The 24,888-nt window shown below is 70.2% G+C and carries 29 protein-coding genes and 1 pseudogene; 13 read left to right on the forward strand and 17 right to left on the reverse strand.

From position 1 onward, the window contains the following. Positions 1-78 precede the first annotated feature (78 nt). On the forward strand, positions 79-1,293 hold the full coding sequence (locus ACIBHX_RS21310; protein WP_397068886.1) for a magnesium transporter MgtE N-terminal domain-containing protein: 1,215 nt from the start codon (positions 79-81) through the stop codon (positions 1,291-1,293). Beyond that, on the forward strand, positions 1,280-1,816 hold the full coding sequence (locus ACIBHX_RS21315; RefSeq protein WP_397068888.1) for a DUF1003 domain-containing protein: 537 nt from the start codon (positions 1,280-1,282) through the stop codon (positions 1,814-1,816). Before ACIBHX_RS21310 ends, ACIBHX_RS21315 begins: the two co-directional genes overlap by 14 nt. Here the strand turns inward: ACIBHX_RS21315 and ACIBHX_RS21320 are convergent. After that, on the reverse strand, positions 1,734-2,186 hold the full coding sequence (locus ACIBHX_RS21320) for a MarR family winged helix-turn-helix transcriptional regulator (RefSeq protein WP_397068889.1): 453 nt from the start codon (positions 2,184-2,186) through the stop codon (positions 1,734-1,736). The two genes, ACIBHX_RS21315 and ACIBHX_RS21320, sit on opposite strands and share 83 nt — an antisense overlap. Positions 2,187-2,270: 84 nt before the next feature. Between ACIBHX_RS21320 and ACIBHX_RS21325 the strand changes: the two genes are divergently transcribed. Beyond that, on the forward strand, positions 2,271-3,413 hold the full coding sequence (locus tag ACIBHX_RS21325) for an Mrp/NBP35 family ATP-binding protein (protein WP_397068890.1): 1,143 nt from the start codon (positions 2,271-2,273) through the stop codon (positions 3,411-3,413). 680 nt (positions 3,414-4,093) lie between these two features. Here ACIBHX_RS21325 and ACIBHX_RS21330 read toward each other — a convergent pair. Beyond that, the gene (locus ACIBHX_RS21330) at positions 4,094-4,453 is read right to left on the reverse strand and encodes a sec-independent translocase (RefSeq protein WP_397068891.1); all 360 of its coding nucleotides are present in this window, start codon (positions 4,451-4,453) and stop codon (positions 4,094-4,096) included. A 74-nt stretch (positions 4,454-4,527) separates the two neighbouring features. Further along, positions 4,528-6,012, reverse strand: a complete 1,485-nt coding sequence (locus tag ACIBHX_RS21335) for an MFS transporter (RefSeq protein ID WP_397068892.1) — start codon at positions 6,010-6,012, stop codon at positions 4,528-4,530. 105 nt (positions 6,013-6,117) lie between these two features. On the opposite strand from ACIBHX_RS21335, the gene ACIBHX_RS21340 reads away from it, so the two are divergent. Beyond that, entirely contained in the window at positions 6,118-6,846 is a 729-nt protein-coding gene (locus tag ACIBHX_RS21340) for a TetR/AcrR family transcriptional regulator (RefSeq protein ID WP_397068893.1), read from the forward strand. Positions 6,847-7,380: 534 nt separating this feature from the next. Here ACIBHX_RS21340 and ACIBHX_RS21345 read toward each other — a convergent pair. The 3 genes from ACIBHX_RS21345 to sigE all read right to left on the reverse strand — a co-directional run bounded on the left by ACIBHX_RS21345 (position 7,381) and on the right by sigE (position 10,124). Further along, the gene (locus ACIBHX_RS21345; RefSeq protein ID WP_397068894.1) at positions 7,381-8,853 is read right to left on the reverse strand and encodes a S1C family serine protease; all 1,473 of its coding nucleotides are present in this window, start codon (positions 8,851-8,853) and stop codon (positions 7,381-7,383) included. A 121-nt stretch (positions 8,854-8,974) separates the two neighbouring features. Further along, entirely contained in the window at positions 8,975-9,493 is a 519-nt protein-coding gene (locus tag ACIBHX_RS21350) for an anti-sigma factor family protein (RefSeq protein WP_397068895.1), read from the reverse strand. Position 9,494: 1 nt separating this feature from the next. Beyond that, positions 9,495-10,124, reverse strand: coding sequence for an RNA polymerase sigma factor SigE (gene sigE, locus ACIBHX_RS21355; RefSeq protein WP_397068896.1), 630 nt, complete (start codon positions 10,122-10,124; stop codon positions 9,495-9,497). A gap of 161 nt (positions 10,125-10,285) precedes the next feature. Between sigE and ACIBHX_RS21360 the strand changes: the two genes are divergently transcribed. Continuing rightward, positions 10,286-10,924, forward strand: coding sequence for an O-methyltransferase (locus tag ACIBHX_RS21360; RefSeq protein WP_397068897.1), 639 nt, complete (start codon positions 10,286-10,288; stop codon positions 10,922-10,924). 25 nt (positions 10,925-10,949) lie between these two features. Here the strand turns inward: ACIBHX_RS21360 and ACIBHX_RS21365 are convergent, their stop codons facing one another. Further along, the gene (locus ACIBHX_RS21365) at positions 10,950-12,356 is read right to left on the reverse strand and encodes a leucyl aminopeptidase (RefSeq protein ID WP_397068898.1); all 1,407 of its coding nucleotides are present in this window, start codon (positions 12,354-12,356) and stop codon (positions 10,950-10,952) included. A 68-nt stretch (positions 12,357-12,424) separates the two neighbouring features. Next, complete coding sequence (locus tag ACIBHX_RS21370) at positions 12,425-12,592, reverse strand: DUF3117 domain-containing protein (RefSeq protein ID WP_020545024.1); 168 nt, start codon at positions 12,590-12,592, stop codon at positions 12,425-12,427. 180 nt (positions 12,593-12,772) lie between these two features. Here ACIBHX_RS21370 and ACIBHX_RS21375 point away from each other — a divergent pair. The 3 genes and pseudogenes from ACIBHX_RS21375 to ACIBHX_RS21385 form a co-directional block, all read left to right on the forward strand. Next, a pseudogene (locus ACIBHX_RS21375) lies at positions 12,773-12,937 on the forward strand (PaaX family transcriptional regulator); the annotation flags it as partial. Positions 12,938-12,985: 48 nt separating this feature from the next. Further along, positions 12,986-13,549 (forward strand): PaaX family transcriptional regulator C-terminal domain-containing protein, encoded by a 564-nt coding sequence (locus ACIBHX_RS21380; protein ID WP_397069237.1) that lies wholly within the window; start codon positions 12,986-12,988, stop codon positions 13,547-13,549. Between the two features lie 15 nt (positions 13,550-13,564). Next, complete coding sequence (locus ACIBHX_RS21385) at positions 13,565-14,341, forward strand: enoyl-CoA hydratase-related protein (protein ID WP_397068899.1); 777 nt, start codon at positions 13,565-13,567, stop codon at positions 14,339-14,341. Positions 14,342-14,374: 33 nt separating this feature from the next. Here ACIBHX_RS21385 and ACIBHX_RS21390 read toward each other — a convergent pair whose 3' ends face one another. Continuing rightward, a complete protein-coding gene (locus ACIBHX_RS21390) occupies positions 14,375-14,923 on the reverse strand; it encodes a DNA-3-methyladenine glycosylase I (protein WP_397068900.1) in 549 nt (182 codons plus the stop codon). After that, on the reverse strand, positions 14,920-15,678 hold the full coding sequence (locus tag ACIBHX_RS21395) for a hypothetical protein (protein WP_397068901.1): 759 nt from the start codon (positions 15,676-15,678) through the stop codon (positions 14,920-14,922). The genes ACIBHX_RS21390 and ACIBHX_RS21395 overlap by 4 nt, the downstream gene beginning before the upstream one ends. Positions 15,679-15,706: 28 nt before the next feature. On the opposite strand from ACIBHX_RS21395, the gene ACIBHX_RS21400 reads away from it, so the two are divergent. Next, positions 15,707-15,988, forward strand: a complete 282-nt coding sequence (locus ACIBHX_RS21400; protein ID WP_397068902.1) for a hypothetical protein — start codon at positions 15,707-15,709, stop codon at positions 15,986-15,988. On the opposite strand, the gene ACIBHX_RS21405 is transcribed toward ACIBHX_RS21400, so the two are convergent. From ACIBHX_RS21405 to ACIBHX_RS21420, 4 genes are all read right to left on the reverse strand, one after another. After that, positions 15,965-16,552: a TIGR00730 family Rossman fold protein gene (locus tag ACIBHX_RS21405; RefSeq protein ID WP_397068903.1), complete on the reverse strand. Its 588-nt coding sequence runs from the start codon at positions 16,550-16,552 to the stop codon at positions 15,965-15,967. The genes ACIBHX_RS21400 and ACIBHX_RS21405 overlap by 24 nt on opposite strands. Positions 16,553-16,576: 24 nt before the next feature. After that, positions 16,577-17,317: a TIGR00730 family Rossman fold protein gene (locus tag ACIBHX_RS21410; RefSeq protein WP_397069238.1), complete on the reverse strand. Its 741-nt coding sequence runs from the start codon at positions 17,315-17,317 to the stop codon at positions 16,577-16,579. A 317-nt stretch (positions 17,318-17,634) separates the two neighbouring features. Continuing rightward, on the reverse strand, positions 17,635-18,690 hold the full coding sequence (gene dapE, locus ACIBHX_RS21415; RefSeq protein ID WP_397068904.1) for a succinyl-diaminopimelate desuccinylase: 1,056 nt from the start codon (positions 18,688-18,690) through the stop codon (positions 17,635-17,637). Then, the gene (locus ACIBHX_RS21420) at positions 18,690-19,514 is read right to left on the reverse strand and encodes a 2,3,4,5-tetrahydropyridine-2,6-dicarboxylate N-succinyltransferase (RefSeq protein ID WP_397068905.1); all 825 of its coding nucleotides are present in this window, start codon (positions 19,512-19,514) and stop codon (positions 18,690-18,692) included. Before ACIBHX_RS21420 ends, dapE begins: the two co-directional genes overlap by 1 nt. Before the next feature lie 36 nt (positions 19,515-19,550). On the opposite strand from ACIBHX_RS21420, the gene ACIBHX_RS21425 reads away from it, so the two are divergent. After that, on the forward strand, positions 19,551-20,381 hold the full coding sequence (locus ACIBHX_RS21425; protein ID WP_397068906.1) for a hypothetical protein: 831 nt from the start codon (positions 19,551-19,553) through the stop codon (positions 20,379-20,381). A gap of 12 nt (positions 20,382-20,393) precedes the next feature. On the opposite strand, the gene ACIBHX_RS21430 is transcribed toward ACIBHX_RS21425, so the two are convergent. The 3 genes from ACIBHX_RS21430 to fdxA all read right to left on the reverse strand — a co-directional run bounded on the left by ACIBHX_RS21430 (position 20,394) and on the right by fdxA (position 22,580). Further along, a complete protein-coding gene (locus ACIBHX_RS21430) occupies positions 20,394-21,065 on the reverse strand; it encodes a DUF4178 domain-containing protein (RefSeq protein WP_397068907.1) in 672 nt (223 codons plus the stop codon). Between the two features lie 66 nt (positions 21,066-21,131). After that, a complete protein-coding gene (gene dapC, locus ACIBHX_RS21435) occupies positions 21,132-22,202 on the reverse strand; it encodes a succinyldiaminopimelate transaminase (protein WP_397068908.1) in 1,071 nt (356 codons plus the stop codon). A 51-nt stretch (positions 22,203-22,253) separates the two neighbouring features. Continuing rightward, on the reverse strand, positions 22,254-22,580 hold the full coding sequence (gene fdxA / locus ACIBHX_RS21440) for a ferredoxin (RefSeq protein ID WP_214327067.1): 327 nt from the start codon (positions 22,578-22,580) through the stop codon (positions 22,254-22,256). 105 nt (positions 22,581-22,685) lie between these two features. On the opposite strand from fdxA, the gene ACIBHX_RS21445 reads away from it, so the two are divergent. From ACIBHX_RS21445 to ACIBHX_RS21455, 3 genes are all read left to right on the forward strand, one after another. Beyond that, positions 22,686-22,907, forward strand: a complete 222-nt coding sequence (locus ACIBHX_RS21445) for a hypothetical protein (RefSeq protein WP_397068909.1) — start codon at positions 22,686-22,688, stop codon at positions 22,905-22,907. 17 nt (positions 22,908-22,924) lie between these two features. Beyond that, a complete protein-coding gene (locus tag ACIBHX_RS21450; protein ID WP_397068910.1) occupies positions 22,925-23,971 on the forward strand; it encodes an ABC transporter substrate-binding protein in 1,047 nt (348 codons plus the stop codon). Positions 23,972-24,045: 74 nt separating this feature from the next. Next, entirely contained in the window at positions 24,046-24,837 is a 792-nt protein-coding gene (locus ACIBHX_RS21455) for a class I SAM-dependent methyltransferase (RefSeq protein WP_397068911.1), read from the forward strand. Positions 24,838-24,888 lie beyond the last annotated feature (51 nt).

Consider the following 24,888-nt stretch of genomic DNA (forward strand, 5'->3'; position numbering starts at 1 on the left):
TAATTACCGTTTGCTACTTTCGATACTGACATGCGAGGCATCAAAGGCGCAATCCACCCAGGCTGTTAGCCTTCTGACGTGAAGATCTTCGTGGCCCGCCTCGCCGGGACCCCGGTCTTCGATCCGGCCGGCGACCAGATCGGCCGGATCAGGGACGTCGTGGTGGGCCTGCGCAACGGCCAGCCACCCGCCGTCCACGGCATGGTCGTGGAGGTGCAGCCGCGCCGCAGAGTCTTCCTGCCCATCACCCGGGTACGCGGCATCGAGGCGGGCGCCGTGGTCTTCACCGGCAGGCTGAACATGCGCCGCTTCGAGCAGCGGGCCACCGAGACACTGGTCATCGGGCAGATGTTCGACCTGCAGGTCACCGTGGCCGGCCAGCCGATGACGGTCTACGACGTGGCCATGGAGGAGGTCAGGCAGTCGACCTGGCAGGTCACGCAGGTGGCCGTCTTCAAGGGCAAGCGGCGGCGCGAGCCCAGGATCGTCAACTGGGGCGAGGTCTCCGGGTTCGACATCCTCCAGCGGGACCAGGGCGCCGCCGGGCTCATCGCCGCCTTCGAGACCATGCGCGCCGCCGACCTGGCCAGCGCCCTGCACGAGCTGCCGGGCAAGCGGCGGATCGAGATCGCCGCAGCACTGGACGACGACCGGCTGGCCGACGTGCTCGAGGAGCTGCCGCCGGCCGACCAGATCGGCATCCTCGGCACGCTGCAGCCGGAACGCGCCGCCGACGTGCTGGAGGAGATGGATCCCGACGACGCGGCGGACCTGCTGCAGGACCTGCCCGCCCCCGAGGCGCAGCATCTGCTGTCGCTGATGGACCCGCAGGAGGCGGCGCCCGTGCGCCGGCTGCTGATCTATCCGGAGCTGACCGCGGGCGGCATGATGACCAGCGAGCCGGTGGTGCTGCCGCCGAGCGCCACGGTCGCCGAGGCCCTGGCGCACATCAGGCAGAAGGACATCACTCCGGCCATGGCCGCCCAGGTCTACATCACGCGTATGCCCACCGAGACGCCCACCGGCTCCTACCTGGGCGTCACCCACTTCCAGCGCCTGCTGCGCGAGCCGCCCTCCACGCTGCTCGGCGCCGTGATCGACCCGTCGATCGACCCGATCAGGCCGGACCTGGCGCTGCCCCAGGTGACCTTCTACCTGGCCAACTACAACCTGGTCGCGGCTCCCGTGGTGGACGAGCTCGGCCGCCTGGTCGGCGCCGTGACTGTCGACGACGTGCTCGACCACCTGCTGCCCGAGGACTGGCGCGAGGGGGACGCCCATGACGACGACTGAACGCCTGGACCAGCCCAGGGCGCTGCGCCGCACGATCCGGCCGCACTACGATCCCGAGGCGTTCGGCCGGCTGTCGGAACAGATCGCCAGGTTCCTGGGCACGGGGCGGTTCATCGTCTACATGACGGCCTTCGTGGGGATCTGGGTGGGCTGGAATATCTTCGCCCCCGCGGACCTGAAGTTCGACCCGTATCCGTTCATCTTCCTGACGCTGATGCTGTCACTGCAGGCCTCCTACGCCGCGCCGCTGATCCTGCTCGCGCAGAACCGCCAGGGCGACCGCGACCGCGTCCAGTACGAGCAGGACAGGGACGCAGCCGAGCTCAACCAGGCGGAGATCGAGTATCTGACCAGGGAGATCGCCGGGCTCAGGATCGCGCTGAGCGAGGTGGCCACCCGCGACTTCCTCCGCTCCGAACTCCAGCGCCTGTCCGAGGACCTCAGGGCAGATCCAGCCGGGTCGCCAGATCGTGGACCTGGCGGATCCCCTGCTCGCCGAGGAGGTCGAGAAACTGGGACCTGATGCCTCGCAGGTAGGTGGGGGTCGCATCGGCCAGCCGTACCGCTCCCGCGTCGGTCAGGACCGCGAACAGGCCGCGCGCGTCGCTCTCGCAGGCCTCCCGCTCGACCAGCCCGTCACGCTGCAGCCGGTCGATGAGCCTGGTCAGCCCGCTGCGCGACAGGAGCACCCGGTCGGCCAGGTCGTTCATGCGCAGCCGCCGCCCCGGCGACTCCGCCAGTTGTGTGAGCACGTCGTAGCTGGCCAGGGGAAGGTCGTGGGCCAGCAGGAGCTCCGCCTCCAGGTGACGGGTGATCCGCACCTGGGCGCGCTGCAGCATCCGCCAGACAGTCAGCTCCTCGGTGGTGAGGCCCTCGGCACGCAGAAGAGTCACGCAGTAACCTTAGAACGTTGCACAGACACCTAAACAGCTCGCGAAGCTGCCTCTCATACCCGACTAAGGACTGCCGAGACTTCCATGGCACCAACCCAGGACCAGGTGACGGCCGCCCTCGCGACCGTGATCGACCCCGAGATCCGCCGCCCGATCACCGACCTCGACATGGTCAAGAGCGTCGACATCGCCCCTGACGGGACGGTCCACGTCGGCGTCTTCCTGACGGTCGCCGGATGCCCGATGAAGGACACCATCCGCCGCGACGTCACGAACGCGGTCTCCAAACTGGAGGGCGTGTCGGGCGTCCAGATCGAGCTCGACGTGATGAGCACCGAGCAGCGCAAGACCCTGCAGACCAAACTGCGCGGCGACCGCGGCCCGGAGAAGGAGATCCCCTTCAACCAGCCCGGCTCGCTGACCCGCGTCCTCGCCGTGGCCAGCGGCAAGGGCGGCGTCGGCAAGTCGTCCGTCACGGTCAACCTGGCCGCCGCCATGGCCGCCAACGGCCTCAAGGTCGGCATCGTCGACGCCGACATCTACGGCCACAGCATCCCCCGCATGCTGGCCGCCTCCGAGCGCCCCACCAAGGTCGAGGACATGATCCTGCCTCCGGTGGCGCACGACATCAAGGTCATCTCGGTCGGCATGTTCAAGCCCGAGGGCAACTCGCCGGTGGTCTGGCGCGGCCCGATGCTCGACCGTGCCCTGTACCAGTTCCTGTCCGACGTCTTCTGGGGCGACCTGGACGTCCTGCTGCTCGACCTGCCGCCAGGCACCGGCGACATCGCGATCTCGGTCGCGCAGCGCCTGCCCACGGCCGAACTCCTGGTCGTCACCACGCCGCAGATGGCCGCCGCCGAGGTGGCCGAGCGGGCGGGCTCGATCGCGGCCCAGACGCACCAGCAGATCGCCGGCGTCATCGAGAACATGGCCTGGCTGCCGTGCCCGCACTGCGACGAGCGGATCCCGGTCTTCGGCGAGGGCGGCGGGCAGACGGTCGCCGACGCGCTCACCAGGACTCTCGGGTCCCGGGTTCCGCTGCTCGGTCAGGTCCCGTTCGACCTGCGGCTGCGCGAGGGCGGCGACGAGGGCAAGCCACTGGTCCTCACCGAGCCCGACGCGCCCGCCGCGGCTGAGCTCATCAAGATCGCCGGTGGGCTCGGCAAGCGCTCCTCCAGCCTCAAGGGCCTCCACCTCAACCTCTCCCCCACGAGAGCTTCCTGAGTTCTCCGCTTTTCTGGTCCTGTACGGCGGGCCGCCGCTCACGCCGCCCGCCGTACAGGGCTGGGCGCTGTCCAGGGAGACGCTCCTCCGGTGATGCGGGGCTGAGCGCCGCTACGACGCATCGTCAACCGGGCACCACGGTCTCGGGTCACCCACCGCACAGGGCGCCGCCCTTCGCCGCGCCCCACCCCGCCGACCCGGCGCCTGATGGTGCCGCATGCACGCACAGGAACTCCACGGATCCCGGAGGCGCCCCAGGTCGGTCCCGGAGGGTCCCGAGTGACGCCCGCCCAGGCAGGGGCCCAGGGAGGACCACCCAGACGGGATCCGGGGCGTCTGGGCAAGCGGGTGCTGTGGAGCCTCAGGCGCATCCCGGGGTTTTCAGGCGCCGGGTCGGTGGGGTGTGAAGGCGGCGAAGGGCGGCGCCGTGTGCGGTGGGAGGGCGGGGCCGGGGTGCCACGACTACGAAGCGCCGTGACGGCGGGAAGTGTCACCGACTCGCCAGAAGCGCCGGTCGCGGGCCACCAGCCGGAGTGCGACGGGCGGCCGGTGGCGGTGGCCTGCCGTACAGACAAGAAGAGCCCGCACAGCAAGCAAGAAGACCCGCGCCAGAACAAGAAGAGCCCGCACAGCAAGCAAGAAGGCCCACGTCAGAACAGGAAGAGCCTGTACAAGAAGGGTTACGTGGCCTCGGCGTCGTATGGGGGGATTTCGCCGTAGCCGAGTTCTTCGACCTTGGCGTTCACGTGGGAGACCGAGGCGAGCTCGGGCGTGGCCGACTGGTTGTTCCAGGCGTCCTCGGTCTCGTCGAGCAGGTGCTTGCGGACGAAGTTGCGCGGGTTGAGGTCGGCCGGGTCGAAGTCCTGGAACTCAGGGCCCAGCCCGGCCCGCAGGTCGTCGCGCGCGTTGTTGGCCATGCGCCGCAGGTTGCGCAGCGTCCTACCGGCCTGGGAAGCGACCTGCGGCAGCTTGTCGGGACCGAAGACGAGGAGGCCGATGACGATCAGCGCCCCAATCTCCGCCCACCCGAGTCCGAACACCTGAAGCTCCTACTGCAGTCCGACCGCACCACTCACAGAGTAAGCCTTCCCGGGCACCGGTCGGACTCCAAGGTTCACCCAAATATGTCCACCTTTGGGCGGTCGGCCACCTGGGCTCGGCCGCGCACCACGACCAGGGCGAAGATCGTACCCGCGGCCGACAGCAGCAATCCGGCGATCGACACCACCGACATGGCCGACACGAACGCCTCCCTGGCCGCGTCCGCCAGCTCGACCGAGCCCCTGGTGCCGGCCAGCTCCAGCGTGTGCGCGATCGAGGTCCTGGCCACCTCGGGCACGGTCGCGGGCAGCGCGCCCGAGTAGGCGGCCGACAGCACGCTGCCCAGCGTCGCCACGCCGATGGCCAGACCGGCCTGCTGGATCGTGTCGTTCACCGCCGCGCCCACCCCGGCGTGCTCGCGCGGGATGGCCCCCATCAGCATCGCGTACGCCGCGGGACCGCCGAGCCCGGACCCGATCCCGATGACCACGAGCGCGAGGGCCACCAGCGGGTAGCCATCATCGGGGCCGACCGTGGCCAGGATCCCGAACGCGACTCCGATCACCAGCAATCCCGCCACCAGCAGCGTCTTGTCGCTGAGCCGCTTGCCCAGCGTGGCGCCCACGACGTTGAACCCCGCCGCCGCCACGGCCATCGGCACCAGCGCCAGCCCGGCCTTCATCGGCCCGTAGGACAGCACGAACTGCAGGTACTGCGTCAGCGCCAGCTCCAGCGCCCCGGTGGCGAACATCAGCAGCACCACCGACAGGCTCGCCCCGGTGAAGTCGCGGTTGCGGAACATCGACAGCGGCAGCATCGGGTGCGGCGTCTTCGACTCCCACACGGCGAACAGGGTGAGCGCCACCGCGGCCACGACCAGCCAGACGATCAGACCCGCCGACCAGCCCTCGTGCGGCAGCGAGATGATCACCCACACCAGCGCGGTCATCCCGCCGCTGGACAGCACCACGCCGATCGGGTCCGCGGGCCGCGCCGGCGCGTGCGACTCGGGGATGAGGACGAGCGCGGCCACGATCGCCGCGATCGACAGCGGCACGTTGACCAGGAACGCCGCGCCCCACCAGTAGTGCTGCAGCAGCAGGCCGCCCAGCGTGGGACCGGCCACGACGCCGAGCATGCCCACCGCGCTCCAGGCCGCCATCGCCTTCCTGCGTTCCTCCGCCTCGAAGACCGTGATGAGGATCGACAGCGTGCTCGGCATGGCCAGCGCCGCGCCCAATCCCATCACCGCGCGGCAGGCCACCACCTGCCACGGCAGTGTGGCGAACGCGGCCAGCAACGACGCCCCGCCCAGCACCGCCAGGCCCACCACGAGCAGGCGCCGGCGACCGTACCGGTCGGACAGGCTGCCGGCGGTGATCAGCCCACCGGCGAACACCAGGATGTAGGCGTCCAGCACCCACTGGACGTCGGCTGGATCGGCCTTGAGATCGCGCATCAGCGACGGGATCGCCAGGTTGAGGATCATGCTGTCGACGCTCAGGACGAGCAGCGTCAGGCAGAGGACCCCGAGGATCCACCAACGCCGCGGATTCATCGGCACTCCTTCGGTCGCACGATGTACGTAACTCCGCACACTGTACGGTCACCGCACACTGTGCGGCAAGTCGCACAACGTACGGAACGGCGTTATCCTGATGCCGTGTCAGATCCGATTCCCTCGGTGTGGGCCCGCCCGCCACGCGCGCGGCGCGAGCAGCCGGCCCTGAGCCAGCGGCAGATCGTGGCCGAGGCCATCCAGCTGCTCGATGAGGAGGGCGTCGAGGCGCTGAGCATGCGCAAGCTCGGCACCCGCCTCAACGCCGGGGCCACCTCGCTCTACACGCACGTGGCCAACAAGGACGAGCTGATCGAGCTGGTCGTGGACGAGGTCTTCGGCGAGGTCTCCGTCCCCGCCGCCGCCGACGGCCCCGACGGCTGGCGCGAGGCGGCCGCCGCGTTCGCGGCCAGCCTGCGCGCCACGATCCTGCGCCATCCGTGGGTGGCCTCCGTCATCGGCGCGGTCGGCCTGATCTACTTCGGCCCCAACATGGCCCGCCTGTCCGAGGAGATACTGGCCCTTTTCGAGTCGGCGGGGTTCACGCTCAAGCTCGCGGATCACGCCATGAGCGTCCTGGTCGCCTTCGTCCTCGGCGCCAGCTCAGCGGACGCGGCCTTCCTCACGATGCTGGCCCGCTTCGACCAGGACGGCCGCGGACTCACGGAACGCCTCTGGCCCGCCGCGGAACACGCCGTCCGCGACCACCCACGCCTACGCACCCTCTACGCGGCCAAACGCCGAGACGACCCCATGCGCACCAACGAGGCCGACTTCACCCTGGGCGTAACCTGGATCCTCGACGGCCTATCCGCCCAACTCCCCCACAAGTAGCCCTCTTCTCGTTCTGGGCACCTTCGCGACCGGGAACGTGGCACCTCGAGACCAGGCGCGCGGCCTCCGGGACCGGGCGGGCGGCACCTTCGGGCAGGAACGTGGGAGCGCGGAGCCCGTCAGGGCGATCGCTAGGCGCCGGGTCGGCGAGGAGGGGTACGGGGAAGCCCGGCGCCCTCGTACGGCGCTTGGGGACTGGCCGCGCCGGGGCGGCGAGGAAGGTGTGCGGTGGGGATCGGCGCGTTGTGCGGCGGAGGTGGGGGCCGCGGTGGGCGGGAACGGTGCGTCGTGGCGGCGGGTGAGTGGCATCGACTCGCCGGAAGCGCCGGGCGCGGGTCACCGGCCGGAGTACGGCGGGCGGCCGGTGGCGGCGGCCCGCCGTACCAAAGCATGGAAGGACCGCCGCACCACAGCGCGGAAGGGCCTCCGCACCACAAGCGCGGAAGGGCCTCTGGGCCATAGTGGGTCGCGCTCCGGCGGGCTCCGGCGCCGCGCAGGGGCGAGCATCCGAGGCCGCCGGGCGACGACCGGGGGTCAGGACGGGGTGGGGGCGGGCTCGTCTTCGCCCATGACGGTGAGGGTGGCGGTGTGGTCCTGGCCGCTGCGCTGGTAGCGGATGGTGATCTTGGCGCCGGGAGCCTTGCTGCGGATCAGGGCGATGAGCTCGTTGCCGTCCTGCAGGCGCAGGCCGTCGACCTCGAGGATGACGTCGCCTGGCTTGAGGCCCGCCTTGGCGGCGGGGCCGTTGGCGTCGACCGGCGGGCGGCCGCCCTGGTTGCCGGTGGCGATCTTGACGCCGTCGCCGCGGTAGTCCTTGTCCAGCGTGACGCCGATCTTGGGGCGCTTGGCGTGGCCCGTCGTGACGAGTTCCTGGGCGACGCGGCGGGCCTGGTTGACCGGGATCGCGAAGCCGAGGCCGATGCTGCCGCTCTGGCTGGTCGTCGACCGGCTGAGCGTGGCGATGGCCGAGTTGACGCCGACGACCTCGCCCCTGGCGTTCACCAGCGGGCCGCCGGAGTTGCCGGGGTTGATGGCGGCGTCGGTCTGGATGGCCGAGATGTAGGCGGGCTCCTCGGTGCTGGTGCCGCTCTCGTCGCCGGCGATGACGGGGCGGTTGAGCGAGCTGACGATGCCGGTGGTGACCGTGCCCGACAGGCCGAGCGGGGAGCCGATCGCGATGACCGGGTCGCCGACGACCACCTGGTCGGAGTTGCCGAGCGTGATCTCCGGGGTGCCGAACGTCTCCTCCGGCTTGACCACGGCCAGGTCGGAGCCCGGGTCGCGGCCGACGATGCGGCCCGTGGTGGTCTTACGGTTGTTGAACATGATCTTGATCGCGCCGCCCTTGGCGGCCATGGACACCACGTGGTTGTTGGTGACCACGTAGCCGTCCTTGATCAGGAATCCCGAGCCGGTGGCGCCGTCGGCCGACGAGCCGCTCACCTCGAGCGAGACCACGCTGGGCAGGACCCGGTTGGCCACGCCCGCCACGGAGTCGGGCGGGCGGTTGGTGACGCCGCTCGGCGCCGGGCCGAGGCTGTAGGAGGGGTTGCTGCCGGCACTCGGCCTGGTCAGCAGGTAGGTGCCGAGGCTGCCGAGCCCGGAGGCGACCAGCGCGATCACCACGGCCAGGGCGACGAGCAGGCCAAGGTTGGGGCCGCCGCGCTTCGGCGCCGGGCCGGCACCGAAGCCGTGCCCTGGAGGCGGCGCCCACCCGGCGCCCATCCCCGTCGCCCCCGGAGGAGGCGGAGGCGTTCCGCCGCCGCCAGGAGGCATCCCGCCGCCCCCGTGAGGCGGAGGAGGCCCCTGGGGCACGCCGAAGGCCAGGGTCTCACTGGAACCACTCGGTGGCGCGCCGTACGCCGACTCGTTGAAGTAGGGCTGTGGCCGGCCGGAAGGGTCGCCCCAGCCCGCGGAGGGGTTCTCGAACGAGGCCGTCTCCCCGTCGCCCGCAGGCAGGAAGTCCGGCCGCTCCGACGGCGTGCTACGGCGCGTCTCGTCGGTCACTAGTGATCACCACTCCTTGCTCGGACACCGCAATCCTGGTCCGCACGGCATACGAGAGTCGTCAACAAACCACGATCGTATGCCCCCAGCGCGGCTGGCTGCGTCCTACCGAGTATCCCAGCTACGGCGTCGCGGTGGGGGTGGTGCCCTGGTGGGACGGTGAGATGGGCCGCTCGAACAGCTGGACGGGCGGAGGTGTGTTCTGCCCGACGCCGGAGACCGCGAAGAAGGTGCCGAGCGCGACGGCGGCCGAGACCACGCCGACGGCCACGTACGTCGTGCGGCGCCTAGTCCCCCGACCGGGGCCGGTGGCCCCACCAGCGGTGCGGGGGCGGTTGTCCAAAGGGGCGATACTGTGCGGCCCAGGCAGCGGCACCCCTCCGAACGTCCGGGTAGGGAAAGGCCGCTCCCGAGGCGGCAGCGGCCCGCCCGGCTCTGCCATCCGCAGCAACGACATCGTGAGGTCGGCCGGCATCGCCGGACCGTCGAGCGACCGCAGGCGCGACTTCAGCGCCCGCATCGACTCCACCTCACGCCGGCAGTCGCCGCAGAAGGTCAGGTGGGCGAGTGCGCGCTCGCGTTCGGCGTGACTGAGCTCGCCGTCCACGAGTGCGGATACACGCTCTCCAAGATGCGACATATCAGACTTCCTCCCCACGGATCCCCGACGGGTTTACTGGCGGGGGGAGTTGAGAGTTGCGGGGCGCTCGATGCTCGAGTGCCTCACGCAACTGCGCCCGGCCACGGTGAATACGGCTTCGGACCGTACCCAGCTTGACGCCGAGCGTGGCCGCGATCTCCTCGTAGGACAGGCCTTCGATGTCGCACAGCACGATCGCGGCCCTGAACTCGGGCGCGAGCGATTCGAGCGCGGCTTGGATGTCCGGCTCGAGATGCGCGTCGTCGAACGCCTGCGCCGGTGACGGCTCGCGCCCGCGCAGCCTCTCGGCCGCGTCGTCGGCGAGCCCCTCGAACCTGATGCGCTGCTTGCGGCGCGCCATGTCGAGGAACAGGTTCGTGGTGATCCTGTGCAGCCAGCCCTCGAACGTGCCGGGGGTGTAGCTGGACAGGGACCTGAACACCCGGACGAAGACCTCCTGAGTGAGGTCCTCGGCGTCATGGACGTTGCCGGTCAACCGGTAGGCGAGCCGATACACGCGTGCGGAGTGCGTCCGCACGACCTCCTCCCAGGTGGGAGGAGTCCACTCGGACACCTGGTGGTCGCTTTCGTCCACCAAGGCTCCTCTCTTTGGGACCACCGCTACAGCCATAGTGCCTGCTTTCGTCCCCTCGTGCGTACTGCCTGCCTTCCGGACCGGCAAAGCCCGTTTAAACCTGCAACGCCCAAGGTGCGACTTGAGTTCCCGTACCGGCGTGTCTCCCCTAGGCTGCGATCGGTGAACAATCGCACGAAAGTGGGGGGAGGTGGCCGATGACCAGCCCGGTGGAGGCCACTCTGGCCTATGCGGAGCAGTTCCATCACGAGGATGAAATCCTGCACGCGGCGCGGCAGCGCGGCCTGGAGATGGGGGCGGTGCCCATCCTTCCCGGGGGCGGGGCGGCGCTCTGCTTCGTCGCCACGGCGCTCAACGCCAAGTCGGTGGTGGAGGTCGGCACCGGCTGCGGTGTGTCGGGCCTCTGGCTGCTGCGCGGCATGCGCGGTGACGGCACGCTGACCAGCGTCGACGTGGAGCCCGAGCATCAGCGCCTGGCCCGCCAGGCCTTCGCGGAGGCGGGTTTCTCCGGCGGCCGGGTGAGGTTGATCACAGGCCGCGCCCTGGACGTGCTCCCCCGCCTGTCTGATGGCGGCTACGACATGGTCTTCGCCGACGGCTCCAAGCAGGAGTACGCCGACTACCTCGCCGAGGCCGTCCGCCTGCTGCGCGTGGGCGGCGTGGTGGCCTTCGACAACGCCCTGTGGCACGACCGCGTCGCCGACCCGGCCCAGCGAGACCCCGACACGGTGGCGATCCGCGAGCTGGGCAAGCTGGTGCAGGCCGACGACCGGCTGCGCTCGGTGATGATGCCGCTGGGCGACGGGCTGCTCGCCGCCGTCAAGCTCTCTGACTGAGGAGTACGGCGAGCCGCCCGGAATCTCAGTACCGGGTGAGCCAGTCGAGCAGCACCCGGACGCCGAACCCGGTGGCGCCCTTGGTCACGATGCCCTCGTCCACGGTGCTCCGGCCGACGCCCGCGATGTCCAGGTGCGCCCACGGCCGCTTGCCGGCGAACTCCCGCAGGAACAGCGCCGCGGTGATCGACCCGGCCCCGAAGCGCGAACCCGACTCCACGTTGGCCAGGTCCGCGATCGACGACTCCAGCGCCGGCGTGTAGTCGTCGATGAGCGGCATCCGCCACAGCCGGTCGTCGCTGGACTGCCCGGCCGCCACCAGCGCGTCGGCCAGCTCGTCGTCGGAGGAGTACACGGCGCCGATGTTGCGCCCGAGCGCCACCGTGATCGCGCCCGTGAGCGTGGCGATGTCCACCACCGCGTCGGGGTCGAGCTCGGAGTCGGCGTAGGCCAGGGCGTCCGCGAGCACCAGGCGGCCTTCCGCGTCGGTGTTGAGCACCTCGACCGTGCGCCCGCCGTAGTGGGTGATGACGTCGCTGGGCCGCTGCGCCGTACCGGAGGGCATGTTCTCGGCCGAGGCGATCAGACCGGTCACCCGGACCCGGGCGCCCAGGGCGGCCAGCGCGCCGAGCACGGCGATGACGACGCCGCCGCCCGCCATGTCCGTCTTCTGGGTCTTCATGTTCTCGGTCGGCTTGAGCGACAGGCCACCCGAGTCGAACGTGATGCCCTTGCCCACCAGCACGACGTGCCGGTCGTAGGAGTCGGGCGTGTAGGACAGCTGGATGAGCCGGGGAGGGCTGGCCGAGCCGCGCCCGACGGCCAGGATGCCGCCGAAGCCGCCGGCCTGCAGCTGCTCCTCGTCCCACACGCGCACGGGCACGCCCTGCTCGGCGGCGCGCTCGGCCAGCCAGGCGGGATTCTTGACCGAGGCGGGCGTGTTGGCCAGGTCGCGGGCCAGCGCCACGGCCTCGGCGATGCGGCGGCCTCGCCGTACGGCCTGCTCGTCGGGCGTGACGAGGGTGAGCGTGCCGACGGCAGGCTTGCCGGGGGTGCCGATCTTGAAGGTGTAGGCCGCGAGCAGGGCGGCCTCGGCGAAGACCGCGACGTCGCCGTCGGGCACGACCACGGCCAGCGACGCGCGGCCCTTGGCCTTGCGGGTGAGGGCGGCGGCGGCCTTGCGCAGCGCCTTCGGGGAGGCGTCGCCCACGCCGTACAGCAGCACCCGGCCGACCGCGTCGCCGCGGGTCACCGGCACCTCGACGATCTCGCCGGGCTCGCCCTTGGCCTCGTGGTGGTCGAGCAGCCCGGCGACAGGGACCGGCAGCTCGAAGGGGAGGGCGGGGGTGAGGTCCGAGGAGTACGGCACGGCCAGCAGCTCGGCGTCCTGAGGGACCTCGGCGACCACCGCGGCAGTGGTCTCAATGGGCACGGGATATCTCCAAACGTAACCGGCCCCGGCGCGAGCACGCCAGGGCCGTCATCCAATCCGGGGAGCGCTCAGCCGACGACGTTCTTCAACGCCTCGCCGAGCGCCTTGGCCTCGTCGGCGGAAATCTCCACGACGAGCCGGCCGCCACCCTCCAGGGGGACCCGCATGACAATGCCGCGCCCTTCCTTGGTGACCTCGAGCGGACCATCGCCGGTCCGCGGCTTCATCGCCGCCATGCGTGCATCCCTTCCTGCCTTGGGCTCCCGCGGCCCGCGATTTCCGGCCGCCCACGGGGGCGACCGGCGCATTCACGTCTTCTGTGATGTCCTATTCTCCCGCATCGAGAGCCCTCATGGGTAACGATCTCCTCCCAGAATGCGTTGTCGAGGTGGTCCAAGGCGTCCAAACTGGACCTTGTGCATGCGCGTGCTGCCCTGTTCGACCTCTACGGAGACCACCTGCGCACACGCGGTGGTCAGGCCTCCGTGGCCGCTCTTGTCCGGCTCATGAAACCCCTGGAAATCGCGGCTCCCGCAGTACGGACAGCCGTGTCACGGATGGTGCGCCAGGGGTGGCTGCGGCCGGTGAAGCTGCCCCCTGGGCCGGGTTACGGGCTGACCCCTAAGTGCGTGAGACGCCTGGATGAGGCAGCGCTGAGAATTTACCGAGCTGGGACGATCACCTGGCGCGGCCGCTGGCACCTGATCGTCTTCGGGCCGGTCAAGGAGCGCCAGCGCAGGGAGCGGATCAGGGCCGACCTGACCTTCCTCGGCTACGCCTCGCTGTCGGAGACGACGTGGATCGGGCCGCGCTCGTCCATCGAGCTGGACCACCTGCTGGAGGCGGAGGGCATCGAGGCCGACAGGTTCGACGCGGCGCTGGAGGGCGATCCGCGGGAGCTGCTGGCCAGGGCCTGGGATCTGGAGGCCATCGGCGCGGCCTACGAGCAGTGGCTTTCCGAGGCCGTGACACTGGTCGCGGCGCTGCCGGAGAACGCCCCGGGTGATCAGGTGTTCGCCACCAGGAGCAGACTGGTGCACGGGTGGCGCAACTTCCTGTTCCGCGATCCCGGTCTGCCCGCCGAGCTGCTGCCCGCCGGGTGGCCGGGCGAGAAGGCGAGGATCTACTTCGAGCAGGAAGCTGCCCGCCTGCTGCCGGCGGCGGCAGCCTTCGTCGACAGACAGCTGCTATGACGCAAGGAGCACTCTTTGATCCGCTATGACGTGACCGACGCCGTCGCCACCATCACGCTGGACCGCCCCGACGCGATGAACTCGCTCACGGCCGATCTCAAGGCCGGCCTGCTGGCCGCGCTGCGCGACGCGGCGGCCGACGAGTCGGTCAGGGCAGTTCTGCTGACCGGCTCGGGCAGGGCCTTCTGCGCCGGGCAGGACCTGCGCGAGCACGCCGACAACCTGGAGGCGGGCCGCGGCCTGGCCAACACGGTGCGCGAGCACTACAACCCCATCGTCGAGCTGATCACCACGATGCCCAAGCCGGTCGTGGCCGCGGTCAACGGGGTGGCCGCCGGGGCGGGCGCCGCCCTGGCCTTCGCCTGCGATCTGCGGGTCGCCTCGGAGAAGGCCAAGTTCGCCGCGGCCTTCTCCGGGATCGGGCTGGCGCCCGACTCGGGCATGTCGTGGACGCTGCAGCGCCTGATGGGTCCCGGCCGCGCCGCCGCGCACCTGCTGCTGGGCGAGCCTCTCGACGCGGCCCGCGCCTTCGAGCTGGGCCTGGTCACGCGCGTGGTGCCCGCCGACGACGTGCTGAAGACCGCGCAGGAGCTGGCCGTACGGCTGGCAGCGGGACCCACCAAGGCGTACGCGGCCACGAAGCAGGCCCTGGCCTTCGCCGCCACGCACTCCCTGGCCGAGTCGCTGGCACTGGAGGCCGACCTGCAGGACGCCTGCGTGGCCACCGAGGACCACCAGGACGCCACCCAGGCCTTCCTCGCCAAACAACGGCCCACCTTCCAAGGGAAGTGAGCCTGCTCAGAGGTCAGAGGCCGTGGGGCGGGCTCAGGGCTGGCGGGCTACGCAGCCTTCGATGTGGTCGTTGACCAGTCCGATCGCCTGCATCAGCGCGTAGGCCGTCGTCGGGCCGACGAAGCGGAACCCGTGCTTCTTCAGTTCCTTGGCCAGCGCCTTGGACCCGGGTGTGATGGCGGGCACGTCGGCCATCGTCCTCGGCATGGGCGCGTCCGGATCCGCGTACCGCCAGACCAGCTCCGACAGCCCGCCCGGCACCTCGAGCGCGGCCCTGGCGTTGGCGATCGCGGCATCCACCTTGGCCCGGTTGCGGACGATGCCGCTGTCGGCCAGCAGGCGCTCCACGTCATGCTCGGTGTAGGCGGCGACCTTGACGATCTCGAAGCCGTCGAAGGCCTTGCGGAAGTTCTCCCGTTTGCGCAGGATCGTGATCCACGACAGGCCCGACTGGAACGCCTCCAGCGTCACCCGCTCGAAGATCTTGTCGTCGCCGTGGACCGGGCGGCCCCACTCCTCGTCGTGGTAGGCCATGTACAGCGGGCTGGAGTTGCCCCACGCGCAGCGGATGACCTCGGTCACTGGCGCTCGTCCTCGTCCTTGCCCGACGACACCCGCACAGTCTCCCCGTCCTCGTGTTTCTGGTCCTGCGCCCCTGCCTCCGGGGTCTCGACGCCCGCCTCCTCGCCCTGCGGCTCGTCGGACTCGACGCGCTCCGGCTCGTCCTGGGAAGCCTCGACGTGCTCGTCCTGGGAAGCCTCGTCCTGGCGTGCCTCGGCGGCGGGCTCCGCGGCGGGCGAAGGCTCCGCGACCGGCTCCTCGGTGGGCTCGTCGGTGGGTTCCGGCTCGGCCTGCCGTACCTCGTAGGGGTGGCTGGCGGCCTGCCGTACCTCGTGCCGGTCGTCCTTGCCGAAGGAGGGCGGGGCGTAGACCTGGTCGCCCTCCTCGGGCAGCGCGGGGCGGGCGGGGGCCTCGGGCTCGTGCTCGGTGCGCGGGCCGCTGCCCGGCGCCGCGTAGACCTCCTGGCGCGCCTGCAGGCGGCTCGACAGCAGCTCCGACACGCGCTGCTCCAGCACCGCGATCCTGGTGTCGCGGGCGCTGATCGCGCTGGCGGCCCGCCGCAGGGTCTCGTCGACGGTCTGCGTGTGATAGCCGACCAGGTTGACCGGCAGCTGCAGCGCCATGAAGTCCACCGCCGTCAGCTGCCCGGGCGCGGGCAGATCCAGCGGCGGCACGTCCGGCGGGAACTCGGTCAGCTCACCGCCCCTACCAAGGGAGACCAAGACGACGCCTGCCAGAATGGCGAGCGCGGCGATGGCGAGTACGACGACCAGCACATTGGCATCGTACTCATACCATCGGGGCATGATGCCCGCACTTGTCACCCCAGGCGCGCCCTGGGATCCCGCGTGGACGCAGGCGCGAACCCCCGCGGAGGCGGCCGAACTGTCCGCCGGAGGCGCGACCGTGCTGGTCACGTTGCCGTCCCGGCTCGACGCCGCGCTCGCCGCCGCGGCCGTTTACTTCTGGCATGGTGCGCGGGTGTTCGTCACGGAATACACGGATGAGGTACGGCAAGCCCTGGAGATGACCGACTCCCTGGCGGGCAACCGGCCCCCGGCGCTAACCCGGCGCGGACTCGCCTAGCTCCTCCACGCTCGGCCGCACCGGCTTGGCCCGCCCTTCCAGGTGCTCGAAGGCCTCTTCCACCGAGGTCGTCCACGACACCGCGTCGAAGATGTTGGCCCGGGTGAAGCCCGCCTCGTACAGGTTGTCGATGAGCTGCCGCAGCGGCTCGAACAATCCCCACGGGTCGAGGATGACCAGCGGCCGGTCGTGCAGGCCGAGCACGCGCGAGGTCCAGATCTCGAACAGCTCCTCGAGCGTCCCGATGCCGCCAGGCAGCACCAGGAAGGCGTCGGAGCGGGCGTCCATGAGGCCCTTGCGCTCGCGCATGTCGGCCGTGACGATCAGCTCGTCCGACTCGGTGTCGGCGATCTCGATGTCCACCAGCGACTGCGGGATGACTCCCACGGTGCGCCCGCCCGCCGCCCGCGTGGCCCTGGTCACGGCCCCCATGCAGGAGACCGTGGCACCGCCGCTCACCAGCGTGTGCCCGCGCTCGGCGAGCTCGGTGCCGACCTCGGCCGCCAGGTCCACGTACTTCTGGTCGATCTTCTGACTGGAGGAGCAAAAGACGCAGATATTCACGGACGCGAGCTTATGCGGGGCTCCCTACTGGGGTTCGGCAGGCTGGGCCGCGGATGCCTCCAGCTCGTCCTGAAGCTGCCTGGAGCGGGCCAGGTCGGCGTCGGCCACGATGCGCACGGCCTCGTCGACGTCGTCGGTGAGGTGGATGAGGTCGAGGTCCTGCGCCGCGATCTTGCCGCCGCCGAGCAGCGCGTGCTTGACCCACTCCAGCAGCCCGCCCCAGTACTCGCTGCCCACCAGCACGACGGGGAACGAGGTCACCTTGCGCGTCTGCACCAGCGTGAGCGCCTCGAACAGCTCGTCGAGCGTGCCGAACCCGCCGGGCAGCGCGATGAAGCCGCAGGAGTACTTGACGAACATGGTCTTGCGGACGAAGAAGTAGCGGAACTCGATCCCGAGGTCCACGTAGTCGTTCATGCGCTGCTCGAACGGCAGCTCGATGCCGAGCCCGACCGAGATGCCCCCGGCCTCGGTGGCGCCCCGGTTCGCGGCCTCCATGACGCCTGGCCCGCCCCCGGTGATCACCGCGTACCCGGCCCCGGCCAGCGCCCTGCCCAGCTGCACGCCGAGCTCGTACTCGGGCGAGTCGACGGGCGTGCGGGCCGAGCCGAACACGGTCACGGCCGGAGGCAGCTCGGCCAGCGCACCGAAACCTTCGACGAACTCCGCCTGGATGCGCAGTACCCGCCACGGATCCATGTGCACCCAGTCGGCGGGCCCCTGCCTGTCGAGCAGCCGCTGGTCGTGGGTGGAGGAGGGGACCATATCGCCACGAACCACGGCCTGCCCTTGGCGGCGTTCCGGACGTGTCTGTTTCATACGGAGCACGCTAGCCCGTCCTGCGCGAATTACGCGTCTTGCGGCTCCGGATCCCTCCTCCGGGGTCGCCGCGGCCCGGCCGTATCGGGACTCGGTGACCGGGTCGCGAACGAAATCCCTGGTCAGAGACCATTTCAGGTTCTCTAAAAAATCTTGAAAAAAGGAGGAACCGGATTTCGAGGAGGCTGCGTCTAATCGGCGAGGGTGCTGCTCGGGACTGAAAGTGGCTCTCCCCGCCAAATGGCCGGCGAGGAGAGCCACTTTCATGTGCGGAGCCAGTCGAGCATGGCCCGCTCGCTTTCCGCGATCTTCGAAAGCGACACGAACTCCCCCTGCTGGTGCGCCAGATTCGGATCCCCCGGGCCGTAGTTGACGGCGGGAATGCCGAGTGCGGAGAAGCGGGCGACGTCGGTCCAGCCCAGCTTGGCACGGGGCGTGCCGCCGACCGCGGTCGTGAAGGCGGCAGCCACCGGGTGGGTGAGGCCGGGCCTGGCGCCGGGCGCGGTGTCGGTGAAGGCCACCTGGAACCCGTCGAACACCTCGCGCACGTGGTCCTGAGCCTGCTCGATCGACAGGTCGGGGGCGAAGCGGTAGTTCACCGACACCACGCACTCGTCGGGGATGACGTTGCCGGCGACGCCGCCCCTGATGCCGACCGCGTTCAGCCCCTCGTGATACTGCAGGCCGTCCACCACGGGCAGCCTGGCCTCGTAGGCGTTCAGCCTGGCCAGCACCGGCTCGATGCCGTGGATGGCGTTGACCCCGAACCAGGACCTGGCGCTGTGGGCGCGCTTGCCCGTGACCGTGACGTCGGCGCGGAGCGTGCCCTGGCAGCCGCCCTCGATGACGCCGTCGGTGGGCTCCATGAGCACGGCGAAGTCGGCGGCCAACCAGTCAGCGTGGTCGCGGGCCACCCGGTTGAGGCCGTTGCGCTCGGCCTCGACCTCCTCGCAGTCGTAGAAGACGTAGGTCACGTCCCTGTTGGGGGCGGCCACGGTCGCGGCCAGCTTGAGCGCCACCGCCACGCCCGCCTTCATGTCGGTGGTGCCGCAGCCGTAGAGCAGGTCGCCCTCGACCCGGCTGGGCAGGTTGTCCGCCACGGGCACGGTGTCGAGGTGGCCCGCGATCAGGACCCGCTCGCCGTACCCGAGGAAGGTGCGGGCCACGACCGTGTCGCCGGAGCGGTCGACGGTCAGGTGGGGCAGCGCCCGCAGCGCCTGCTCGACCAGGTCGGCCAGGGCCTTCTCGGCGCCGCTGACCGACTCGACGTCCACGATCGCGGCGGTCAGCGCGCCGACGTCCTGCGTGAGATCCAGCATCAGGCATTCACTCCGTGCTCGCGCAGCACCTGGTTGAGTGCCGCCTTGTCGTGTCGCTGGCCCGGCTCGAGGCGCCTGAGCACCAGCACGCACGGCAGGCCGAACGTGCCGCCGGGGAACCGCTTCTGGCGGGTGCCGCTGACCGCCACGCACCAGTCGGGGATGCGGCCGCGGCTCAGCTCTTCGCCGGTCTCGACGTCGATGACCGGGATCGACGCCGACAGGATGGTGCCCGCGCCGACGACCGCGCCGCGGCCGACCCGGGCGCCCTCGACGATCATTGCCCGGCTGCCGATCAGCGCGTCGTCCTCGATCACCACCGGGACCGCGTTCGGCGGCTCGAGCACGCCGCCGATGCCCGCTCCTCCGGACAGGTGCACGTTCTTGCCGATCTGGGCGCAGGAGCCGACGGTCGCCCAGGTGTCCACCATGGTGTTCTCGTCGACGAAGGCCCCGATGTTGGTGAAAGACGGCATGAGCACCACGCCGGGGGCCAGGTAGGCGCCCCAGCGGGCGATCGCCCCCGGCACCACGCGCACCCCTTCGAAGGTGGTCTTCAGCGGATGCCTGTCGAGGTGCTGGAAATCACCCACCTGCGACCTGGCCATGCTCAGCACCTTGAAGCTGAGCAGGATCGCCCGTTTGGCCCGCTCGTCCACCATCACCTCGTCGCCGGAGATCATGGCGACCCGGGCCCTGCCGGTGTCGAGCTGGTCGATGGCGCCCACGACGAGGCTGCGGGCCTCGGCGTCCTCCGGTGACAGCGTGTCGCGGCGCGCCCACAGCTCGTCGATCGCGGCGGGCAAGGGTGACTGCAGACTCATGGCCACGGAGCCTATCTGGCCGGGTAGTTTTTCAGGGTGCGCCTGCGCTTCTCCCGCGGAGTCATCGCCATCGCGGTCATCGTCGTCGTGCTCGCGGTGGGAATCTCCGTGGGCCTGTACAACCTGCTCAAAAAGACCGCGCCGCTGGTGGTGACCGAGGCCCACTGCCTGGTCAAGACCGACAAGGGTGAGCTGGGGCTCGAGCCGGAGCAGGCGCAGATGTCGGCCACGATCGCCGCCGTCGCGGCGCGCCGCCGGCTGCCGGAGCGGGCGGTGGTGATCGCGCTGGCCACCTCGCTGCAGGAGTCGAAGCTCTTCAACCTGAAGTACGGTGACCGCGACTCGGTGGGCATCTTCCAGCAGCGCTCCTCGCAGGGGTGGGGGTCCAAGAAGCAGCTGATGGACCCGGTCTACGCCTCGAACAAGTTCTTCGCCGCGCTGGTGAAGGTCAAGGACTACCGCAAGATCCCGCTCGCGGACGCCGCCCAGGCGGTGCAGCGCTCAGCCGGCGGCTACGCCTACGCCGTGCACGAGGAGGACGCCAAGCTGCTGGCCTCGGCCTTCACCGGCCGCGTCCCCAAGGCCCTGCACTGCAGCTACCCGCCGCCCAAGGCGCAGACACCCCAGCCGCAGCCGCGTACCGACGAGGCCCGCCGCCAGCTCACCCGCGCGCTCGGCAGCACCGCCAGCACCACCGAGCGCCGCGGCTGGCTGATCGCCTCCTGGTCGGTCGCGCACGCCCAGAAGTACGGCCTGCGCCGCGTCGCCTACAGCGGCAGCGCCTGGTCCGCGTCGGCCGCCGCCTCGGACGACGACGGCTGGCAGCCCACTACCAAAGCGACCACCGACGCGGTCGAACTGTCCTGACCCGCCGACGCGTCAGTTGGGGGCGCGGCTGACGATCGTGATGGAGCCTGGGGGCAGGGGTTCGGCGTGGCTGGCGGTCCAGGCGGCGCCCTGGACGCGTTCGAAGGAGAGCAGGCGGCCGTCCGAGGCGCGGTAGTCGGCGAAGTCCAGCAGGCCGCGCTCCGGGTACCCGGTGTCGCCCTCCGTCCGGAAGGCGGCCGTGCCGCGCTCGATGGGGAAGAACTCGACGCCCTCCATGATGAGCATGCTCTTGGCCGGCACCATGCCCTGGGTCGGGACGTCGGTCCAGACCAGGACCTCCAGGTGGGGCGGATCCCCGCCGGCCAGGCCGTGCCGTACCTCCACCGAGAGCCAGCGCGTGCGGGCGATCCCCTCTTCCAGGACGTACTCCGTCCACTCCTGCCCCTGCCAGGAGACGAAGACGGCCCCGCGGACGCGCGAGGGCGTGCCGTGCACTTCGATCCGATCGCCGACCTTGATGGTGCGGGGATCGTCGTAGTCCGAGCCGACATGCCCGGGCACGACCACGGGTGCCGCGAGCGGGGTCTCGACGGGAGCGACCTCGGCAGGCGGCGCGGTCGTGCGGCCCTTCCCGTCCCGCCGCAGGGTGGCCACGAAGGCCCCGAGCAGCAGCAGGACGGTGGCGATGCTCAGCCCGAGTACGACCATGGAGGTCATGCTCATCGATCAGCTCGCTCCACTCGCGGTCTGCCTCGGCAAACGCCCTTTATCAACTTATGAGGCGCGATCCTACTGGAGGCGGCTCACCGCCGCACCGATGCGTTCATCGGAGGCGGTCAGCGCGACGCGGACGTGCCGTTCACCTGCTCGTCCGTAAAATTCGCCTGGCGCGACCAAAATCCCGATTTCGGAGAGCTTGCTCACCTGATCCCAGGCGTTCTCCCCGTTCGACGCCCACAGGTAGAGCCCGGCCACCGAGTGGTCGATCCGCCACCCCGCCCGCTCCAGCGCGGGCCGCAGCACCGCACGGCGGGCCGAGTACAGCTCCCGCTGGGCCTCGGCGTGCGCGTCGTCACCCAGCGCGACCGTCATCGCGACCTGGACCGGCTGCGGCATCAGCATCCCCGCGTGTTTACGGGTTTCCAGCAGCCGCTTGACCAGCGCGGGATCGCCCGTGACGAACCCGGCCCGGTATCCGGCCAGGTTCGAGCGCTTGGACAGCGAGTGGACCGCAAGCAGCCCCTCGTGGGAGCCCTCGCACACGGACGGGTGCAGGATCGAGACCGGCTGTTCCTCCCAGCCCAGCTCGATGTAGCACTCGTCGGAGGCCACGACCGCGCCGCGCTCACGGGCCCAGGCGACCACCTTGCGCAGGTGTTCAGGGGGCAGCACCCGTCCGGTGGGGTTGCTGGGCGAGTTCACCCAGACCAGGTCCACCTTCTCCGGCCCGAGCGCCAGCAGCCCGTCCGAGGCCACCGCGGAGGCCCCTGCCAGCCTGGCTCCCACGTCGTAGGTGGGATAGGCCAGCTCGGGGAACACCACCCGCTGGGCGCCCAGGTAGCCGGGCAGCGCGGCGATGAACTCCTTGGAGCCGATCAGCGGCAGCACGTCCCGCGGCTCGACCGCGACGCCGTGGCGACGCGCCAGCCACCCGGCCGCCGCCTCGCGCAACGCCGGGGTGCCGTGCGTCAGCGGGTAGCCGGGGCTGTCGGCGCCCTGGATGAGGGCATCCTGGATCACCTTCGGCACCGGATCGACCGGCGTGCCGATCGACAGGTCGACGATCCCGTCGGGATGTGCCTGAGCGCGTTCCTTGTACGGCTCCAGCCTGTCCCACGGGAAATCGGGAAGCTTGTTCACGTGTCTCCAGACATGGGTTCGGTACGGCCGGCCGTACCGAACCCGCGGGAACTACTCGCCCTCGGCCTGCGGAGGCAGGGCGGCGATCAGCGGGTGATCCTTGTCGATCTTGCCGACCTTCGAGGCGCCGCCGGGCGAACCCAGATCCTCGAAGAAGTCCACGTTCGCCTTGTAGTAGTCCTTCCACTGCTCGGGAAGGTCATCCTCGTAGAAAATCGCCTCGACCGGGCACACAGGCTCGCACGCGCCGCAGTCCACGCACTCGTCGGGGTGGATGTAAAGCATGCGCTCGCCCTCGTAGATGCAATCGACGGGGCACTCCTCGATGCACGCCTTGTCCAGGACGTCCACGCAAGGCTGCGCGATGACGTAGGTCACCTCGAGCTCCTTCTTCTCCGCACCATGGCACGACTTCAACCGCGGTTTGCTGTCACCTAGTATTGCCGTGCTTGCCAACTGGCCGAAACGTAGGGTGGCAAACTCGTGCCCGCTCGCCTGGTGATCAGGATCACATCTGCCGACATCGGCGCACGGATCACCACGCGCAGGAGGGTTTCCGGCGGGTTCAGCGACGCGGTGGGAATTCTCGAATCGTGGGACGCCGGAGTGTTGCGCGTTCGCAAACAGGACGGCACGATCGTGGAAATCCTTGAAGAGATGCTGGTCGCCGCCCGCGTGGTGCCTCCTCGACCCTCGGGGCGATAGCGGTAAGTATTTAATCCGTGACCGTACGTACCAGCGCAGCAGCTCTTGCAGCGATCCTCGTCAGCGCCGGTTGCGGCGCGTCGACCACCACAGAGAAGCCGCCGCCGCCCGTCAACGCGCACGCCGCCTCCATGAAGGACGGCTTCGGCACGATGGAGCGGCTGGCCGAAGAGGCCAAGAAGGAAGGCTCCCTCACCGTCATCGCCCTTCCCCGTGACTGGGTGAACTACGGCGAGATCATCGACACCTTCGCCGACAAGTACGGCGTCAAGGTCAACCAGCTCGAACCCGGCGCCAACAGCAGCCGCGAGATCGAGGCCGCCAAAGACCTCAAGCCCGACGTGTTCGACCTGACCCTGGACGTGGCCGTCGCCAACGCCGGCAAGTTCGCCCCGTACAAGGTGCTGGGCTGGCAGGACGTGCCCGACCACGTCAAGGACCCGAAGGCCGCCTGGTACGCGGGCTACGGCGGCTACATGTCGATCGGATACGACCCGCGCAAGGTGCAGGCGCCGGCCTCCTTCGCCGACCTGCTCAAGCCCGGCTACACGGTCGCGCTCGACGGCGACCCGCTGCGCTCCGCGGCGGCCTTCAACGGCATCATGGCGGCCTCGCTGCAGTCCGGCACCCCGCGCGTGGAACAGGGCGTCAACCTGTTCGAGAAGCTCAAGCAGACGGGCAGGCTGACGAGCCCGGACAAGGCCAACGTGGTGGTGGACTGGGATCACCTCAACGCCGCCAGGGCCGCCAAGGACGCCGAGGCGTGGAAGGTCATGATCCCGCGCGACGCCCCGCTCGGCGCCTACTACGTGCAGGCGATCAACAAGAACGCCCCGCACCCGGCGGCCGCCCGGCTCTGGGAGGAGTTCCTGTTCTCCGACGAGGGGCAGAACCTGCTGCAGAAGGGGTTCGCCCGCCCCGCGCGCGGCGAGGCCATGCTGATGCGCGGCACGCTCGACACCGAGCAGGCGGCCAAGCTCCCCACCGCGCCTGGAGCTCCCGTGCTGCTGACGATCCCGCAGGAAGATGCCGCAAAGGCCTACATCAAGCACCAATGGCAATGATGCGGATGTGACTTGATATGTCGTAGAGACAATCAGGCTCTAAAGTGAGCGGACAGCACGGCCACGGGGGCCCGATGTCTGACGAATGTGAGCTGATCGTCTTGCGATACGACACACCGAGTCTGGAGCGTCTTCGCAGTAACAGCTTTGGATACGTCTCCGCCAACGGTCGTCCGCTGGTGGACCTGCTCGACCCGCAGCCGGGCGAGCGCGTGCTCGACCTCGGCTGCGGCACCGGCGTGATGACCGCCGAGATCGCGCTGCGGGGAGCCGAGGTGCTCGGCATCGACGGCTCCTCCGCCATGATCGAGAAGGCCCTGGCGCAACACCCGGGCATCGACTTCATCATCGGCGACGGCCACGACTTCACCGTCGTCCAGGCCTACGACGCCGTTTTCTCCAACGCGGCCCTGCACTGGATGAGCCGCGACCCCGGCACCGTGATCGCCAACGTCCGCGAGGCGCTGGCCCCCGGCGGCCGTTTCGTGGCCGAGATGGGCGGGGCCGGCAACTGCGCCGAGCTGACCGCCGCGATGCTCACCGCATGGCGGGAGTACGGCCTGCGTGAGCCGGACCTGCCGTGGTACTTTCCCTCCCCTGCCGAGTACGCCCAGCGCCTGGAGCGCGAGGGCTTCGTGGTCAGGTTGCTCGAATACTTCGACAGGCCCACCCCGCTCGACGAGTGCCCCGGCGGGGCGGCCGACTGGGTGCGCATGTACGCGGGCTCGGTGCTCGACGGGCTCCCGTCCGACATCGTGGATCCGCTGCTCAGGCGGGTCAACGAGCTGGCGGCGCCCGCCCTGCGGCGCGAGACCGGATGGATGGCCGACTACGTTCGCCTACGCTTCGCCGCCGTTCGGCGCTGATGCGTAGTCCATGGTGCGTAGGGCCTTTTTGCCAGACTATGGTCTGTTCCG

The sequence above is a fragment of the Nonomuraea sp. NPDC050536 genome (assembly GCF_044457685.1).
Lineage (GTDB): Bacteria > Actinomycetota > Actinomycetes > Streptosporangiales > Streptosporangiaceae > Nonomuraea.

Coding starts and splice junctions, on each gene's coding strand:
- ACIBHX_RS21315 (WP_397068888.1), top strand. CDS start 1,280: ATGACGACGACTGAACGCCTGGACCAGCCCAGGGCGCTGCGCCGCACG.
- ACIBHX_RS21325 (WP_397068890.1), top strand. CDS start 2,271: ATGGCACCAACCCAGGACCAGGTGACGGCCGCCCTCGCGACCGTGATC.
- ACIBHX_RS21335 (WP_397068892.1), bottom strand. CDS start 6,012: ATGAATCCGCGGCGTTGGTGGATCCTCGGGGTCCTCTGCCTGACGCTG.
- ACIBHX_RS21350 (WP_397068895.1), bottom strand. CDS start 9,493: ATGTCGCATCTTGGAGAGCGTGTATCCGCACTCGTGGACGGCGAGCTC.
- sigE (WP_397068896.1), bottom strand. CDS start 10,124: ATGGCTGTAGCGGTGGTCCCAAAGAGAGGAGCCTTGGTGGACGAAAGC.
- ACIBHX_RS21360 (WP_397068897.1), top strand. CDS start 10,286: ATGACCAGCCCGGTGGAGGCCACTCTGGCCTATGCGGAGCAGTTCCAT.
- ACIBHX_RS21370 (WP_020545024.1), bottom strand. CDS start 12,592: ATGGCGGCGATGAAGCCGCGGACCGGCGATGGTCCGCTCGAGGTCACC.
- ACIBHX_RS21400 (WP_397068902.1), top strand. CDS start 15,707: ATGATGCCCGCACTTGTCACCCCAGGCGCGCCCTGGGATCCCGCGTGG.
- ACIBHX_RS21410 (WP_397069238.1), bottom strand. CDS start 17,317: ATGGTCCCCTCCTCCACCCACGACCAGCGGCTGCTCGACAGGCAGGGG.
- dapE (WP_397068904.1), bottom strand. CDS start 18,690: ATGCTGGATCTCACGCAGGACGTCGGCGCGCTGACCGCCGCGATCGTG.
- ACIBHX_RS21420 (WP_397068905.1), bottom strand. CDS start 19,514: ATGAGTCTGCAGTCACCCTTGCCCGCCGCGATCGACGAGCTGTGGGCG.
- ACIBHX_RS21430 (WP_397068907.1), bottom strand. CDS start 21,065: ATGAGCATGACCTCCATGGTCGTACTCGGGCTGAGCATCGCCACCGTC.
- ACIBHX_RS21455 (WP_397068911.1), top strand. CDS start 24,046: ATGTCTGACGAATGTGAGCTGATCGTCTTGCGATACGACACACCGAGT.